Source organism: Pantoea sp. SS70 (genome assembly GCF_029866845.1).
In the GTDB taxonomy this organism is placed as follows: Bacteria; Pseudomonadota; Gammaproteobacteria; order Enterobacterales; family Enterobacteriaceae; genus Pantoea; species Pantoea leporis.
This window is the reverse complement of sequence record NZ_CP117199.1, coordinates 479,979-494,916: the sequence shown is the minus strand read 5'-3', so window position 1 is coordinate 494,916 and position 14,938 is coordinate 479,979. Positions and strand designations below refer to the sequence as shown.

The 14,938-nt window shown below is 54.9% G+C and carries 15 protein-coding genes and 1 tRNA gene; 9 read left to right on the top strand and 7 right to left on the bottom strand.

Translation table 11 applies throughout. The features are described from left to right. Nucleotides 1-33 precede the first annotated feature (33 nt). Nucleotides 34-1,113, top strand: coding sequence for an outer membrane-stress sensor serine endopeptidase DegS (gene degS, locus PO881_RS02195; protein ID WP_280172391.1), 1,080 nt, complete (start codon nucleotides 34-36; stop codon nucleotides 1,111-1,113). A gap of 23 nt (nucleotides 1,114-1,136) precedes the next feature. On the opposite strand, the gene epmA is transcribed toward degS, so the two are convergent. Then, complete coding sequence (gene epmA / locus PO881_RS02190) at nucleotides 1,137-2,114, bottom strand: elongation factor P--(R)-beta-lysine ligase (RefSeq protein ID WP_101762293.1); 978 nt, start codon at nucleotides 2,112-2,114, stop codon at nucleotides 1,137-1,139. A gap of 136 nt (nucleotides 2,115-2,250) precedes the next feature. On the opposite strand from epmA, the gene PO881_RS02185 reads away from it, so the two are divergent. Beyond that, nucleotides 2,251-2,775 carry a lipocalin family protein gene (locus PO881_RS02185; protein WP_101762294.1) on the top strand — a complete coding sequence of 175 codons (525 nt, stop codon included), beginning with the start codon at nucleotides 2,251-2,253 and terminating at the stop codon, nucleotides 2,773-2,775. A 39-nt stretch (nucleotides 2,776-2,814) separates the two neighbouring features. Here PO881_RS02185 and PO881_RS02180 read toward each other — a convergent pair whose 3' ends face one another. Together PO881_RS02180 and efp are read right to left on the bottom strand one after the other, a co-directional pair. After that, nucleotides 2,815-2,949 (bottom strand): entericidin A/B family lipoprotein, encoded by a 135-nt coding sequence (locus PO881_RS02180; RefSeq protein WP_007886592.1) that lies wholly within the window; start codon nucleotides 2,947-2,949, stop codon nucleotides 2,815-2,817. Between the two features lie 145 nt (nucleotides 2,950-3,094). Continuing rightward, nucleotides 3,095-3,661 carry an elongation factor P gene (efp, locus tag PO881_RS02175; RefSeq protein ID WP_034826669.1) on the bottom strand — a complete coding sequence of 189 codons (567 nt, stop codon included), beginning with the start codon at nucleotides 3,659-3,661 and terminating at the stop codon, nucleotides 3,095-3,097. Nucleotides 3,662-3,703: 42 nt separating this feature from the next. Between efp and epmB the strand changes: the two genes are divergently transcribed. Continuing rightward, nucleotides 3,704-4,732, top strand: a complete 1,029-nt coding sequence (gene epmB, locus PO881_RS02170; protein WP_192235896.1) for an EF-P beta-lysylation protein EpmB — start codon at nucleotides 3,704-3,706, stop codon at nucleotides 4,730-4,732. A 37-nt stretch (nucleotides 4,733-4,769) separates the two neighbouring features. On the opposite strand, the gene PO881_RS02165 is transcribed toward epmB, so the two are convergent. From PO881_RS02165 to PO881_RS02150, 4 genes are all read right to left on the bottom strand, one after another. Next, nucleotides 4,770-5,117 carry a DUF4156 domain-containing protein gene (locus tag PO881_RS02165; RefSeq protein ID WP_008104416.1) on the bottom strand — a complete coding sequence of 116 codons (348 nt, stop codon included), beginning with the start codon at nucleotides 5,115-5,117 and terminating at the stop codon, nucleotides 4,770-4,772. Nucleotides 5,118-5,314: 197 nt separating this feature from the next. Next, a complete protein-coding gene (groL, locus tag PO881_RS02160) occupies nucleotides 5,315-6,967 on the bottom strand; it encodes a chaperonin GroEL (RefSeq protein WP_101762297.1) in 1,653 nt (550 codons plus the stop codon). A gap of 46 nt (nucleotides 6,968-7,013) precedes the next feature. Beyond that, nucleotides 7,014-7,307, bottom strand: coding sequence for a co-chaperone GroES (locus tag PO881_RS02155; RefSeq protein ID WP_101762298.1), 294 nt, complete (start codon nucleotides 7,305-7,307; stop codon nucleotides 7,014-7,016). Nucleotides 7,308-7,498: 191 nt separating this feature from the next. Next, on the bottom strand, nucleotides 7,499-7,951 hold the full coding sequence (locus PO881_RS02150; protein WP_192236087.1) for an FxsA family protein: 453 nt from the start codon (nucleotides 7,949-7,951) through the stop codon (nucleotides 7,499-7,501). Nucleotides 7,952-8,326: 375 nt separating this feature from the next. Between PO881_RS02150 and aspA the strand changes: the two genes are divergently transcribed. The 6 genes from aspA (at nucleotide 8,327) to PO881_RS02120 (ending at nucleotide 14,932) form a co-directional block, all read left to right on the top strand. Continuing rightward, nucleotides 8,327-9,763 (top strand): aspartate ammonia-lyase, encoded by a 1,437-nt coding sequence (gene aspA / locus PO881_RS02145; protein WP_101762300.1) that lies wholly within the window; start codon nucleotides 8,327-8,329, stop codon nucleotides 9,761-9,763. A gap of 117 nt (nucleotides 9,764-9,880) precedes the next feature. Further along, the gene (locus PO881_RS02140) at nucleotides 9,881-11,182 is read left to right on the top strand and encodes an anaerobic C4-dicarboxylate transporter (protein WP_101762301.1); all 1,302 of its coding nucleotides are present in this window, start codon (nucleotides 9,881-9,883) and stop codon (nucleotides 11,180-11,182) included. 83 nt (nucleotides 11,183-11,265) lie between these two features. Further along, nucleotides 11,266-12,966: a protein-disulfide reductase DsbD gene (locus PO881_RS02135; RefSeq protein ID WP_280172390.1), complete on the top strand. Its 1,701-nt coding sequence runs from the start codon at nucleotides 11,266-11,268 to the stop codon at nucleotides 12,964-12,966. A 66-nt stretch (nucleotides 12,967-13,032) separates the two neighbouring features. Next, nucleotides 13,033-13,611 (top strand): transcriptional regulator, encoded by a 579-nt coding sequence (locus PO881_RS02130; protein ID WP_101762303.1) that lies wholly within the window; start codon nucleotides 13,033-13,035, stop codon nucleotides 13,609-13,611. A 108-nt stretch (nucleotides 13,612-13,719) separates the two neighbouring features. Further along, a tRNA-Phe gene (locus tag PO881_RS02125) sits at nucleotides 13,720-13,795 on the top strand. Between the two features lie 441 nt (nucleotides 13,796-14,236). After that, nucleotides 14,237-14,932 (top strand): RraA family protein, encoded by a 696-nt coding sequence (locus PO881_RS02120; RefSeq protein WP_101762304.1) that lies wholly within the window; start codon nucleotides 14,237-14,239, stop codon nucleotides 14,930-14,932. The last annotated feature ends 6 nt before the right edge of the window (nucleotides 14,933-14,938 follow it).

Sequence of the window (14,938 nt, the reverse complement as noted above, 5' to 3'; positions counted from 1 at the left end):
GCCCTGCGATCTCACCTGGCTTGAAATAACACCATGTTTCTTAAACTTTTGCGTTCTGTGGTGATGGGCCTGATCGTGGCTGGCTTACTGCTCGTCGCGATCCCTGCGCTGCGTATGGGCAGCAACGTCACCTTTGATCAAGACAACAGCGACGATGAAGCACCCGTTAGTTTTAATCAGGGTGTGCGACGTGCCGTGCCCGCAGTCGTTAACGTCTATAACCGCAGCGCCCACGGCAACAATAATCGCGGCATCACGACGCTGGGTTCCGGCGTGATCATGAACGGCAAAGGCTACATCCTCACTAACAAACACGTGATTAATAACGCCGACCAAATCATCGTCGCGCTGCAGGATGGACGCTTCTTCGAAGCCACCTTAGTGGGTTCCGATGCCATGACCGATTTAGCGGTGCTGAAAATCAGCGCCTCCAACTTGCCGGTTATCCCCATCAACGCCAAACGTATGGCGCACATCGGCGACGTCGTCATGGCGATCGGCAATCCATATAACCTCGGCCAAACCGTGACGCAAGGCATCATCAGCGCCACCGGACGCGTGGGTTTGAGCTCATCCGGACGACAAAACTTCCTGCAGACCGATGCCTCGATCAATCAGGGCAACTCGGGCGGCGCATTGATTAACTCGCTGGGTGAACTGATGGGCATTAACACCCTGACGTTTGATAAAAGCAGCGATGGCGAAACGCCGGAAGGGATTGGTTTCGCCATTCCCACCGCGCTGGCGAGCAAAATCATGGATAAGCTGATTCGTGATGGTCGGGTGATTCGCGGCTACATCGGCATCACCGGGCGCGAACTGCCGCCGCTGCACGGCCAGGGCAGTAATCTTGATCGCGTGCAGGGCATTATCGTTAGCGACGTCACGCCGAATGGCCCCGCCGATAGCGCCGGCATTCAGGCCAATGACGTGCTGCTGGAAGTGAATGGTAAACCGGCGCTCTCGGCGCAGGAAACCATGGATCAGGTGGCAGAAATTCGGCCGGGCTCGGTGATTGACGTGCAGATCTTGCGTAATGAAAAGAAAATGACCTTGCCGGTGACGATTCAGGAATTCCCGGAAGTGACCGCGCCCGCCACCACCACGCCATAAGGGCGCTTGCGCGCCCTGATGATTTAGCTGCGATCGACCGGGAAGGCGATCACTTCGCTTAGCGAGCTGGCTTTCAGCGCCAGCATGATCAAACGATCCACGCCCAACGCCACGCCAGAACAGGCAGGCATACCGTGCGCCAGCGCATCCAGCAGATAGGTATCGATAGGATGTTGCGGCAGGCCACGCGCAGCACGACGACGATTGTCCTGCTCAAAGCGCTGACGCTGCTCGCGGCTATCGGTTAATTCACGGAAACCGTTCGCCAGCTCAATCCCTTTGTAATAGACCTCAAAGCGCTCGGCGACGCGGTGATCTTCTGTACTGATCTCCGCCAGCGCGGCCTGCGTCGCAGGGAAATGGTAGACGAAGCACGGCTTATCGTTACCAATCTTCGGCTCAACGCCCAGCATAAACAGCAGCTGCAGCAGCGTATCGCGGTCTTCTTCACGATTGGCCAACTCGCCCTCGCCCAGCTTCTCCGCCACTTCGCGTAGCTGCGCTTTATCAGCCGATAACGGATCGACTTCCAGATGGCGGATAAACGCCTGCTGATACGACAGGGATTCCGCGCTGTCGCACTCCAGTACCTGCTGCATCAAATCGTCCACCTCGTTCATGAGGCGGTACATGTCGTAGTGCGGACGATACCACTCCAGCATGGTGAACTCGGGATTGTGGTGACGCCCGGCCTCCTCATTACGGAAGCTGCGACCCATCTGGTAAATCGGACCACTTCCGGCCGCCAGCAGGCGCTTCATGTGATATTCCGGACTGGTCATCAGCCACAGATCGCGCCCTTCGGCTGCGCCTGGCCCAACAAAACGCGTCTGGAACGGCACCAGATGGATGTCAGTGATGGTCGCCTGGCTCATCGCCGGGGTATCGACCTCCAGCACGCCGCGATCGGCAAAGAAACGACGTATTTCCGCCATGATAGCGGCGCGTTTCAACAAATTGGCAATGGGTGCGCTCGGCTGCCAGCTTGCCGTTTCGCTCATGTTGATGACTCCTCATACAGATAAGGGGTGGAAGTCTACCCGCAATGCCGATGGCAAACAACGGCAGCGGGCGCAGGCAGCAATTTGCTAGCGGGAAGCTATACTTAACCCATTAAAATCGTAAAGGAATCCCGCAATGTCCCCATGGAAAACCCTGCTTGCCAGCCTGAGCGCTTTTCTCTCCGTTGCCTGCTCAACCGCGCCACCTAAAGGTGTTACGGTAGTAGAAGGTTTCGACAGTCAGCGCTATCTCGGCCAATGGTATGAAATCGCCCGACTCGATCACCGCTTTGAGCGAGGATTACAACAGGTTACCGCTAATTATAGTCCGCGCGAGGACGGCGGCTTGAAGGTGATCAACCGCGGCTACAATCAGCAGAAACAGCGCTGGCAAGAGAGCGTTGGCAAAGCCTATTTCACCGGCGATAAACAACGCGCCGCGCTGAAAGTGTCGTTCTTTGGCCCTTTCTATGGCGGCTACAACGTGATCGCACTGGATCCTGACTATCGCTATGCGCTGGTGTGCGGGCCGAATCGTAGCTACTTGTGGATTCTGTCACGTACGCCGCAGCTGGATGAAAATGTTAAGCAACGCCTGGTTGAACAGGCCAGAAGTGCCGGATTCCCGGTGGATGAGCTGATTTGGGTGGAGCAGAAATAGAGAGGACCGGTGCGAAAGTCGCTTTCGCACCGGACTATCTTACTGTGCGCTGCGCTGGATTGCCTTGCCGCCCGCCGAAACGTCTTCGCCAACACCACGCGTGGTGTTACAAGCGGTTAGAACGGATGAGAGCACCAGCACGGAAAAAATCGCGACAATACTTTTCTTTAACATAGCCATATCCTTTTTGGTTGCAGTAAAAGTACAGCTCTTAAAGCATAGTCTTGATCTGTAAAACTGCGGATTGGACGGATGAAAAAAGAGAAGGGAAACACACAGTGAGAAAAAAGGCGCATCAATGATGCGCCTGATTTGACGATTATTTTACGCGAGAAACGTATTCGCCAGAGCGGGTATCTACTTTTACTACTTCGCCAATCTGTACGAACAGTGGCACTTTGATTACCGCGCCAGTCGACAGCGTAGCGGGCTTACCGCCGGTACCTGCGGTATCACCCTTCAGGCCTGGATCGGTTTCGATAACTTCCGCTTCGATGAAGTTCGGTGGCTGAACAGCGATCGCTTTATCGTTCCACAGGGTAACGATACAATCCGCATTGTCCTGCAGCCACTTGGTCACGTCATCCAGCACTTTAGATTCGATCTGATACTGCTCGAAAGATTCTGGGTGCATGAAGTAGTAGAAGTCGCCGTCGTTGTAAGAGTATTGCAGCGTCATATCACGAACGTCTGCGCCTTCGGCAGAGTCAGTAGATTTGAAGGTCTTCTCAACGCGAGAACCGGTCAGCAGACGACGCATTTTAACGCGCGCAAATGCCTGGCCTTTACCCGGCTTAACGAACTCACTGGCTTCGATGGCATATGGCTCGCCTTCGAACATGATTTTAAGACCGGGACGGAAATCGTTGCTAAGATAAGTCGCCATAAAGGCCCTCTGTAAATATTGAACTGGTAAATAGCCAAAAAAATGGCACACATTGTAACCCTAAATCCCCCCGTCAGAGAAGATTGGTTGCAGCAACTAGCTGATGTTGTCACCGAACCTGCTGAATTACTGCAACTTTTATCTCTTGATCAGCATGCTGATCTGGCTGCAGGCGCCGATGCGCGCAAGCTTTTTGCCCTGCGCGTACCGCGCGCCTTCATCGCACGCATGAAAAAAGGCGATGCGACCGACCCGCTGCTGCTGCAAGTGCTCACCAGCCGTCAGGAATTTATCGATGCGCCAGGTTATAGCACCGATCCGCTGGATGAACAAAGCAGCGTTGTGCCGGGTTTACTGCATAAGTATAGAAACCGAGCGCTGCTGCTGGTAAAAGGCGGCTGTGCGGTCAACTGCCGCTACTGTTTCCGCCGCCATTTCCCCTATCAGGATAATCAGGGCAACAAGCGCAACTGGCAGGCAGCGATTGACTACATCGCCACGCATCCGGAACTGGACGAGATCATCTTCTCCGGCGGCGATCCGCTGATGGCGAAAGATCATGAACTGGCATGGCTGGTGGGCGCGCTGGAGAAAATCCCGCATCTCAAACGCCTGCGTATTCACAGCCGCTTGCCGGTGGTGATCCCGTCGCGTATCACCGAAAGCTTGTGTCAGATTCTGGCGGACACGCGCCTGCAGGTATTGATGGTGAGCCATATCAACCATGCGCAGGAAATTGATGATGAGCTGCGTTACGGCATGCAGATGCTGAAGCGTGCCGGCGTGACGCTACTCAATCAGAGCGTGTTGCTGCGTGATGTGAATGATGATGCGCAGACGCTAGCGGATCTCAGTAATGCGCTGTTTGATGCTGGCATTCTGCCCTACTACCTGCACGTGCTGGATAAGGTGCAAGGCGCGGCGCACTTCTTTGTGTCAGATGAGGAAGCACGTGGGCTGATGCGCCAGCTGCTGCCGATGGTTTCCGGTTATATGGTGCCGAAACTGGCGCGTGAGATTGGCGGCGAGCCAAGCAAGACGCCGCTGGATTTGCAGCTGCGTCAGGCATAAAAAAAGCCGCATCAGCGGCTTTTTTTACAACTGCAACTTACGGGCACTTATACACCTGGCCGGTCATTTTGCTGTCGAGCGGTGCGAAAGCTGACAGCAGATTCTGCGTCGGGCTGGTGGCGCCATAAATCACGTTGCCGCCCATTTCTGCCGCGCGGTTGCGTAGGTCGTTAGCTGCGCCACGCAGTGAACTGCCTTCACCGCCTGAACCGCTCAGCCAGTTGCTCTGAGAGCCGGTAAGCGTTCCCAGCAGCTGACATTGACTTGCGGGTTGTTGGTCGACGAAGGTCACACGTTCGCCGCCAGCACTCAATTGATTGGAGCTGCTACAGCCCGCCAGCAGTAAAGTTCCGACTGCCAGACCGAGCAAGAGGTTAATCCGCATTGTAATCCCCATTTATTATCATCAGTGTCGGGCGGCAGCGTAGCAGAAAAGCGCACTTTTTTTCTGAACATTCATTGCCCTAAACCCGTAAAGCCGAAGTATTGCGCCCTTACTTATACCTTGTTCCCTAGCAAAAGAAAAACCCCCGACCGTTTCCGATCGGGGGTTTTCCAGATGACTTAAGCAGTCAGGGGCAATTACATCATGCCGCCCATTCCGCCCATGCCACCCATACCGCCAGCGCCGCCTAAATCAGGTGCGTCGCTTTTTGGCAGGTCAGTCACCATCGCTTCGGTGGTGATCATCAGGCCCGCAACCGATGAAGCGTACTGCAGCGCAGAACGAGTCACTTTGGTTGGATCCAGGATACCGAAGTCGATCATGTTGCCGTACTCTTCAGTCTGCGCGTTATAACCGTAGTTACCGTCGCCTGCTTTCACGTTGTTAGCAACAACTGAAGGCTCTTCGCCGGCGTTGGAAACGATCTGACGCAGCGGGGCTTCCATTGCGCGCAGCGCAACTTTGATACCCACGTTCTGATCTTCGTTATCGCCTTTCAGGCCAGATGCGGCGATTTTCGCTGCAACGCGAACCAGCGCCACACCACCACCGGCAACCACGCCTTCTTCAACCGCAGCACGGGTCGCGTGCAGGGCATCTTCAACGCGTGCTTTCTTCTCTTTCATTTCAACTTCAGTTGCTGCGCCCACTTTCAGCACGGCTACGCCGCCTGCCAGTTTCGCTACGCGCTCCTGCAGTTTCTCTTTGTCGTAATCAGAGGTTGCTTCTTCGATCTGCTGACGAATCTGCGTTACGCGGCCAGAGATAGCGCCTTGATCGCCCACGCCATCGATGATGGTGGTGGTGTCTTTGTTGATCACAACGCGTTTTGCCTGACCCAGATCTTCCAGGGTAGCTTTCTCCAGCTCCATACCGATCTCTTCAGAGATCACGGTACCGCCGGTCAGGATAGCGATATCCTGCAGCATCGCTTTACGACGGTCGCCGAAGCCAGGTGCTTTAACCGCAGCTACTTTGACGATACCGCGCATGGTGTTCACCACCAGCGTTGCCAGGGCTTCACCTTCCACGTCTTCTGCAATGATCAGGAGTGGCTTACCGGCTTTCGCAACGGCTTCCAGCACTGGCAGCATTTCGCGGATGTTAGAGATTTTCTTGTCAGCCAGCAGGATGAACGGGGTTTCCAGCTCAACAGCGCCTGTTTCTGGCTTGTTGATGAAGTACGGAGACAGGTAGCCGCGGTCAAACTGCATACCTTCAACCACGTCCAGCTCGTCTTGCAGGCCGGTGCCTTCTTCAACGGTGATAACGCCTTCTTTGCCCACTTTGTCCATCGCGTCGGCAATCAGTTTGCCCACGGTTTCATCAGAGTTAGCAGAGATGGTACCAACCTGTGCAATCGCGCGTGAATCCTGGCAAGGCACAGACAGGGTTTTCAGTTCTTCAACGGCGGCGATAACGGCTTTATCGATACCGCGCTTCAGATCCATCGGGTTCATGCCCGCAGCGACGGCTTTCAGGCCTTCGGTGATGATGGCCTGAGCCAGTACAGTTGCGGTGGTGGTGCCGTCGCCTGCTGCGTCGTTCGCTTTAGAGGCCACTTCTTTCACCATCTGTGCGCCCATGTTTTCGAACTTGTCTTCCAGCTCGATTTCACGCGCAACAGAAACACCATCTTTGGTGATGGTCGGTGCACCAAAAGATTTATCCAGAACCACGTTACGGCCTTTCGGGCCCAGGGTAACTTTTACTGCATCTGCCAGTACGTTTACGCCGCGCAGCATTTTTACGCGTGCGTCATTACCGAATTTTACGTCTTTAGCTGCCATTTCAAATATCCCTTAAATTCGTTTCGTTCAGTGAATTGCGCGTAAATTACGCTTCAACAACTGCCAGGATGTCGCTTTCGGAGATGATCAGAACTTCTTCGTTGTCGATTTTCTCGGTTTTGGCACCGTAGCCTTCGCTGAAAATCACCAGATCACCCACTTTTACGTCCAGTGGCTTAACTTCACCGTTTTCCAGGATGCGGCCTTTGCCAACAGCCAGGATTTCACCGCGGGTAGATTTACCGGCAGCTGAACCGGTCAGCACGATGCCGCCCGCTGATTTAGCTTCGACTTCTTTACGCTTGACGATAACGCGATCGTGCAATGGACGAATTTTCATTTGATAGCTCTCCTTTAGAAAGTCCAATCATTCATTTTTGGGGTTGAGCCGGACAGCAGGGCTTCCAGCCTCGTGCTGGAAGAGATAGGGGCAATAAGTGGGCTTTCAAGGGCAAAAAATATAAATATTTTCGTTTCTGCAACAGACGGCGAAAAAAGCAACAAAAAGGCGGCTTGCGCCGCCTTGATTATCTAATGGTCTTTGTCATGACCTATTTGGTCCTGATCTTTGCGCTCATATTCACCGTCCACGGTGAAACCCGCATCCGGACCGGCGCCCGGACCTCGCCATACGCGCAAGTGCGGCATCAGCTTCAACGTCAGATGCTTCTGCACCGGCGGCAACAGCAGCAGTAAACCGAGGAAGTCGGTGAAGAAACCGGGCAACAGCAGCAGGAAGCCGGAGATAATCAGCGAAACGCTTTTGGTCATCTCAGCCGCCGGGCTTTCGTTACGCGCCAGCTTCTCCTGCATCAAACGGAAGTTCTTCATGCCCTGATTTTTCACCAGCGACACACCAATACACGAGGTGAAGATCACCAATAGCATGGTGAGCAGCACGCCCAGCGCATGCGCGACCTGAATGAAGATTGAGATCTCAATCCAGGCCAAAACAAAAAAAATCACGAACGGTAACCAGCGCACCGAGTTCTCCTGTGAGTTGAAGCTGCCCCGCAAATGGCCAGGCAGCAGAAAGGGAGGGTCTGTATGACCGTATTGATAGAGATGGGCATTTGCACCGGCATTTTCAACCGATCCTGCCATTTTTTTCCCACTGACTTAAAATTGCGAAGTACATCACATATCGTTATTACCGCTGGGCCTGCAAAAGCCCGTAAAGTGATCTGTGCACAAACAATTCTGTAACATCAGAATATGATCGTGCCCGTCAGTGCGAAGATGGATAATATGTCGGCGCTGACATTCCACGACAATATAATCGCTTCACCTGCACGTTGTTTGCCGCCCGTCCATCCCGACGCCCGGCAGTAACCAGGCAGCAATAATAAGAAGGTAATCATGGCGAACAACATTCGTATCGAAGAAGACCTGTTAGGCATGCGCGAAGTTCCGGCAGACGCTTACTACGGTGTTCATACTCTGCGTGCGATTGAAAACTTCTACATTAGTAATAATAAAATCAGCGACATACCGGAGTTTGTCCGCGGTATGGTGATGGTGAAGAAAGCAGCCGCGCTCGCCAACAAAGAGTTGCAGACCATTCCCCGCAATATCGCCAACACCATTATTCAGGCCTGTGATGAAGTGCTGAATAACGGTAAATGCATGGATCAGTTCCCGGTTGACGTCTATCAGGGCGGCGCGGGCACCTCGGTCAACATGAACACCAATGAAGTGCTGGCCAACATCGGCCTGGAGCTGATGGGCCACCAGAAAGGTGAATATCAGTACCTCAATCCCAACGATCACGTGAACAAGTGTCAGTCCACCAACGACGCTTATCCAACCGGTTTCCGTATCGCGGTGTACGCTTCGATCCTGAAACTGCTCGACGGCATCAATCAGCTGAGCGAAGGTTTCCAGCGCAAAGCGGTTGAATTCGAAAGCATTCTGAAAATGGGCCGTACTCAGCTGCAGGATGCGGTGCCGATGACGCTTGGCCAGGAGTTCCACGCGTTTAACGTGCTGCTGAATGAAGAGACTCGCAGCATTCTGCGCACCGCTGAACTGCTGCTGGAAGTGAACCTCGGCGCCACCGCCATCGGCACACGTCTCAATACGCCGGATGGCTATCAGCAGCTGGCGGTACAGCGTCTGGCGGAAGTGAGTAATCTGCCGGTGGTGCCTGCAGAAGATTTGATTGAAGCCACCTCCGACTGCGGCGCGTACGTGATGGTGCACTCGGCGCTGAAACGCCTGGCCGTGAAACTATCGAAAATCTGTAACGACCTGCGCCTGCTCTCCTCCGGTCCGCGCGCCGGCCTGAATGAGATCAACCTGCCTGAACTGCAGGCCGGTTCATCAATCATGCCCGCCAAAGTCAATCCGGTGGTGCCAGAAGTGGTGAATCAGGTGTGCTTCAAAGTGATCGGCAATGACATTACCGTCACCATGGCGTCAGAAGCGGGTCAGCTGCAGCTAAACGTGATGGAGCCAGTGATTGGCCAGGCGCTGTTTGAATCGATCAGCATCCTGACTAACGCCTGCTTCAACCTGCTGGAAAAATGCGTCAACGGCATCACCGCCAACAAAGCGGTGTGTGAAGCTTACGTGTTCAACTCGATTGGTATCGTCACTTACCTCAACCCGTACATCGGCCATCACAACGGCGATATCGTCGGTAAGATTTGCGCCGAAACCGGTAAGAGCGTACGTGAAGTGGTGCTGGAGCGTGGCCTGCTAACGGAAACCGAACTGGATGACATTTTCTCCATTCAGAACCTGATGCATCCGGCGTACAAAGCCAAACGCTACACCGACGAAAACGAACAGTAATCCGTTCCGGATCAAGTTGCCAACAGCACGCCCATATACAATGCGGCGTGCTTTTTTCATTTTGGCGGCTACAACTTTAAGAGTCGGGATTTCTCCGCGGCTCAGGGAGTGGAACGAATGGTAGTAGTGGAGTTGGTTATTGTCCTGCTGGCGATCTGGCTCGGTGCGCGTCTGGGCGGCATCGGTATTGGTTTCGCGGGCGGTTTAGGTGTGCTGGCGTTGACGCTGATTTGCGGCTTGAAACCCGGCGCGATTCCCTTTGATGTAATCGAAATTATCATGGCGGTGATTGCCGCAATTGCCGCGATGCAGATCGCCGGCGGTCTTGATTATCTGGTGGGATTGGCAGAACGCCTGCTGCGCCGCCATCCACGCTATGTCACCTTCCTTGCGCCGCTGGTCACCTATGTCATGACGCTGCTGGCCGGCACCGGCCACACCGCCTTCTCCACCTTGCCGGTGATTGCCGAAGTGGCGAAAGAGCAAGGCGTGCGCCCGTCGCGTCCGTTGTCGATTGCAGTCGTCGCCTCGCAGATTGCCATTACCGCCTCGCCGCTCTCGGCGGCGGTGGTATTCTTCGCTTCAATCCTTGAACCGCATGGCGTGAGTTATCTGGCGCTGCTGGGTGTGGCGATTCCCTCTACCATGGCAGCGATCTTCTGCGCCGCCATCATCACCAGTTTTCTCGGCAAGGAGCTCAGGGATGATGAGAAATATCAGGCGCGTTTAGCGAAAGGTGAAGTGAAACTGCGCGGTGAGCAGGTTTATGACATCAAACCGGGCGCGAAGCGTGCCGTATTGCTGTTCCTGATCGGCATCGCCGCCGTGGTGCTCTACGCCACCGCGATTAGCGACAGCGTTGGCCTGATCAGCAATCCCGTGCTGCCGCGCAACGAAGCTATCGTGGTGTTTATGCTGACCGTTGCCACGCTGATCTGCCTGACCTGTAAAGTCGATACCGGTGAAATCCTCAGCGCCAGCACCTTTAAATCGGGCATGAGCGCCTGTATCTGCGTGATGGGCGTGGCGTGGCTGGGCGATACCTTTGTCAAAGCGCACCTCAACGATATCCAGGCGTTAGCCGGTGACATGCTGCAAGGTTATCCGTGGATGCTGGCGCTGGTGCTGTTCTTCGCCGCCACGCTGCTCTATTCGCAAGCCGCCACCACCAAAGCGTTGATGCCTGCCGCGTTGATGCTGGGCGTCTCGCCGCTGGCCGCCGTCGCGTCCTTTGCGGCGGTTTCCGCGCTGTTTGTGCTGCCAACCTATCCTACGCTGCTGGCCGCGGTGGAAATGGATGACACCGGTTCAACGCGTATCGGCAAGTTTGTGTTTAATCACTCCTTTATTATTCCCGGCGTGTTGGCGATTGCCTTCTCGGTGGCGTTTGGCTTCCTGTTTGGCAGCCTGATTCTGTAGCGCGGTTACATCCTGAAAACCTCGTGGCGAAGCGGTCGTGTTATTATCGCGGCCTATTCGCCACCGGAGCTCACTCATTCGCTATGGCTGCACGACTCTTTCGCCTTGCCGGCTTTTGCCTGGCGCTGGTTTTCTGCCTTTCGGCACAAGCCTCACTCTTCTCCCCGAACAACAACAGCCGCTTTGTGCCGGTTGATCAGGCGTTTGGCTTCGACTTCACTCAGCAAGGCAATCAGCTGACGCTCAGCTGGAAAGTGAAGGATGGCTACTACCTCTATCGCCAGCAAATCCACGTCACGCCGCAAAAAGCGCAAATTGCTCCACTCACGCTGCCGCCGGGCCAGCCGCATGAAGATGAGTTCTACGGCAAAAGTGAAATCTATCCGCAGGATCTGCAACTGCCGATCACGCTGCACCAGGCCGCTGCCGGCGCGACCGTCACCGTGACCTATCAGGGCTGTGCGGCTGCGGGCTTCTGCTATCCGCCGGAAACCCGCGTGGTGCCGCTGAACGCGGTTACCGTCAATCAGGCTGCGCCTGCGGTCAGCGCGCAGCCCGCCAATCACAGCACGCCGCTGCCGTTTTCACCGCTTTGGGCGCTGCTGATTGGTATTGGCGTCGCTTTCACGCCGTGTGTGCTGCCGATGTATCCGCTGATCTCCAGCATCATTTTAGGAGGCCCGCGCCGCTATTCGATGGGGCGATTGTTCGCGCTGGCGATGGTCTATGTGCAAGGTATGGCATTGACGTACACCGTGCTCGGCATGATTGTGGCAGCGGCCGGATTACGCTTCCAGGCGGCGCTGCAGCATCCTTACGTGCTGATTGGCTTGTCGGCGCTGTTTATCGTGCTGGCGCTGTCGATGTTTGGCCTGTTCTCGCTACAATTGCCTGCCAGCCTGCAAACGCGCCTCACGCTGTGGAGTAATCGCCAGCAAGGTGGCTCGCTGCCGGGCGTCTTCATGATGGGTGCACTGGCCGGGTTGATCTGCTCGCCCTGCACCACCGCACCGCTTAGCGCCATTCTGCTGTACATCGCGCAGAGCGGTAATCTGTGGGCCGGAGCAGGTACGCTGTGGCTCTATGCCTTCGGCATGGGCCTGCCGCTGATTGCCGTGACGATGTTTGGCAACAAGCTGCTGCCAAAAAGTGGGCCGTGGATGCAAACCGTCAAAGAGGGTTTTGGCTTTGTGATTCTGGCGCTGCCGGTATTCCTGCTGGAACGCGTGATTGGCGATCTGTGGGGCATCCGTCTGTGGAGCCTGCTCGGCGTGGCGTTTTTTGCCTGGGCATTCAGCCTCAGCCTGCGCGCCAGCGGCAAATGGCGCGTGCTGCAAATCATCATGCTCGCCGCCGCGCTGGTCAGTGCGCGCCCGCTACAGGATTGGGCGTTTGGCAGCAGCAACAGCGCGCAAGCCGTGGCGCATCTGCCGTTCCACACCATCAATAGCAGCGAGCAGCTCGACAGCGCGCTGCAGCAGGCGCAAGGCCGTATCACCATGATCGATCTCTACGCCGACTGGTGTGTGGCCTGCAAAGAGTTCGAGAAATACACCTTCAGCGATGAGGGCGTGCGTAACGCGCTAAGTCAGGTACAACTGCTGCAAGCCAATGTCACCGCCAATAACGCGCAGGACAACGCGCTGTTGCAGCATCTGCAGGTTTTAGGTTTGCCCACCATTCTGTTCTTCGATGCGCAAGGCAAAGAGATCCCCGATTCGCGCGTCACCGGCTTCCTCAACGCCGCCGATTTCCGCGCGCATTTGCAGAATGTGTCACGTTAAACGACACTGTCAGCAGGACACTGCCCGTTCGTCCGCGAGCGGGCCCGCATTCCAGAGGAGAGTCACTTGCAACGTGAACAAATACTCGAGCATGCGTTGAATGTGCTCGAACAAAGTGGCCTGGCCGCCACCACTTCCCTAACTCAGCTGGCTGGTGCAACCGGTCTTGAAGCGGAACAACTCACGCGTTTCTGGCCCGATCGTGATGCTTTGCTGTATGACGCGCTGCGCTATCACGGCCAGCAGATTGACAGCTGGCGTCGTCAGGTGCAGCTTGATGAACACCTCAGCGCCGAACAAAAGCTGTTAGCCCGCTACGAAGTGCTGAGTGAGCACGTCAGCAAAGGTCGTTTTCCCGGCTGCCTGTTTATCGCCGCCTGCAGCTTCTATCCGCAACCCGATCAGCCGGTGCATCAGCTAGCCGAACAGCAAAAGCGCAGTTCCTGGCAATTCACCCATGAAATTCTGGTCGATTTAGCGCTGGATAATCCCAGCATGGTGGCCGATCAGATGGAGCTGATTCTGGAAGGTTGTCTGAGCAAACTGCTGGTGAAACGCAACGTACAGGATGTCGCGACGGCGCGGCGTCTGGCGGAAGATGTACTTGGCATCGCGCTGTGCCGCAAAAATGGTGCGCTGGCGTAGCCTTTTTGTTCACCTTGTCTGAAAAGCAAGCAATCAATCACGATTGCACCGCTTTTTTGACGAAAGCCGTTGACGGCTGTAAGCCATTAGGGTTTAATGCGCCCCGTTGCCCGGATAGCTCAGTCGGTAGAGCAGGGGATTGAAAATCCCCGTGTCCGTGGTTCGATTCCGCGTCCGGGCACCAACATTCTGAAAACCCAGCTTATGGCTGGGTTTTTGCTTTTCTGCGTTTACTCATCTCAGCTACTGCCTCCCTTCCCTCTATACATGCTGATTATCCAGCATTGATCGATGCCAATATATTTATCTCCAGCTAATACTATTAATCTATCTCCCCATAATAAAATCCAATAAAATTAATTATCAGTGAGTTAAATTCATCCGGAATAGTAATTCGTGATCCTGTCTCGGTTAGCCGTAACATCCTCTGCGTAACATCTGCGTAATCGCGTAAGCTTAATCACGTTCCAGTAATCATCCGATGATTCAGCTTGTTAGCTGAACACCCTATTCAATGAAGTAATGACTCATCACAACCAAAAATAAAAACGCTTACTTTTACATTTAATTATTTATCCAGGAACACAACGCGATTAATTAAATCACTCCCTACAGGAAAATAACCATGAGCGCAGGAAACCGAATCTATTTACGTCGTCCCGCCGATGCCGAACCGCTGTTGGAAGCTTTTCGCCGGTTACCGGCTGCGGTGGTGGCGGATTGCATGAGCCGTTTGCCCGCCTTGTCGGCCGAGATCAGCCTGAAAACCGCGCCGCGTCAGCCGATCATGTGCGGCCTGGCGGTGACGGTTAAAGCGCGTTCCGGTGACAACCTGATGTTGCACAAAGCGCTGGATATGGCGGGCCGAAACGATGTGATTATTCTGTCGAACGAGGGCGATCGCAGTCAGTCGCTGATGGGCGAAGTGATGGCGACCTATGCCAGACAGCGCGGTATGGAAGGCATTGTGCTGGACGGACCGGTCCGCGATATCGAAGGGTTGTCACGCATGGACTTCCCCATCTACGCCGCCGGTCACACGCCGGGCGGCCCGTTCAAGGATGGTCCGGGCGAGATCAACGTGCCAATTGCCTGCGGTAAAATTCACGTTTCACCGGGCGATATCGTGCTGGGCGATGCGGATGGTGTGATTGTGATTCCTCGCCAGGATGCCGCACGCATTCTCGAAGCGGCGCAGGCGTATTTAATCGTTGATGAACACAACTTCGAGCTGGCGAAAACCGGCTCACTCGAACGCAGCTGGCTGGATGAAACGCTGCGCACCAAGCAGGTTGAAATCATTGATGATGTGTTTCGTTAGAAACAA

Excerpts from the sequence above, each read along its gene's own strand:
- groL (WP_101762297.1), bottom strand. The coding sequence starts at position 6,967 with ATGGCAGCTAAAGACGTAAAATTCGGTAATGACGCACGCGTAAAAATG.
- PO881_RS02180 (WP_007886592.1), bottom strand. The coding sequence starts at position 2,949 with ATGTTAAAGAAAAGTATTGTCGCGATTTTTTCCGTGCTGGTGCTCTCA.
- epmA (WP_101762293.1), bottom strand. The coding sequence starts at position 2,114 with ATGAGCGAAACGGCAAGCTGGCAGCCGAGCGCACCCATTGCCAATTTG.
- PO881_RS02185 (WP_101762294.1), top strand. The coding sequence starts at position 2,251 with ATGTCCCCATGGAAAACCCTGCTTGCCAGCCTGAGCGCTTTTCTCTCC.
- aspA (WP_101762300.1), top strand. The coding sequence starts at position 8,327 with ATGGCGAACAACATTCGTATCGAAGAAGACCTGTTAGGCATGCGCGAA.
- PO881_RS02155 (WP_101762298.1), bottom strand. The coding sequence starts at position 7,307 with ATGAAAATTCGTCCATTGCACGATCGCGTTATCGTCAAGCGTAAAGAA.
- PO881_RS02165 (WP_008104416.1), bottom strand. The coding sequence starts at position 5,117 with ATGCGGATTAACCTCTTGCTCGGTCTGGCAGTCGGAACTTTACTGCTG.
- efp (WP_034826669.1), bottom strand. The coding sequence starts at position 3,661 with ATGGCGACTTATCTTAGCAACGATTTCCGTCCCGGTCTTAAAATCATG.
- PO881_RS02135 (WP_280172390.1), top strand. The coding sequence starts at position 11,266 with ATGGCTGCACGACTCTTTCGCCTTGCCGGCTTTTGCCTGGCGCTGGTT.
- degS (WP_280172391.1), top strand. The coding sequence starts at position 34 with ATGTTTCTTAAACTTTTGCGTTCTGTGGTGATGGGCCTGATCGTGGCT.
- epmB (WP_192235896.1), top strand. The coding sequence starts at position 3,704 with ATGGCACACATTGTAACCCTAAATCCCCCCGTCAGAGAAGATTGGTTG.
- PO881_RS02120 (WP_101762304.1), top strand. The coding sequence starts at position 14,237 with ATGAGCGCAGGAAACCGAATCTATTTACGTCGTCCCGCCGATGCCGAA.
- PO881_RS02140 (WP_101762301.1), top strand. The coding sequence starts at position 9,881 with ATGGTAGTAGTGGAGTTGGTTATTGTCCTGCTGGCGATCTGGCTCGGT.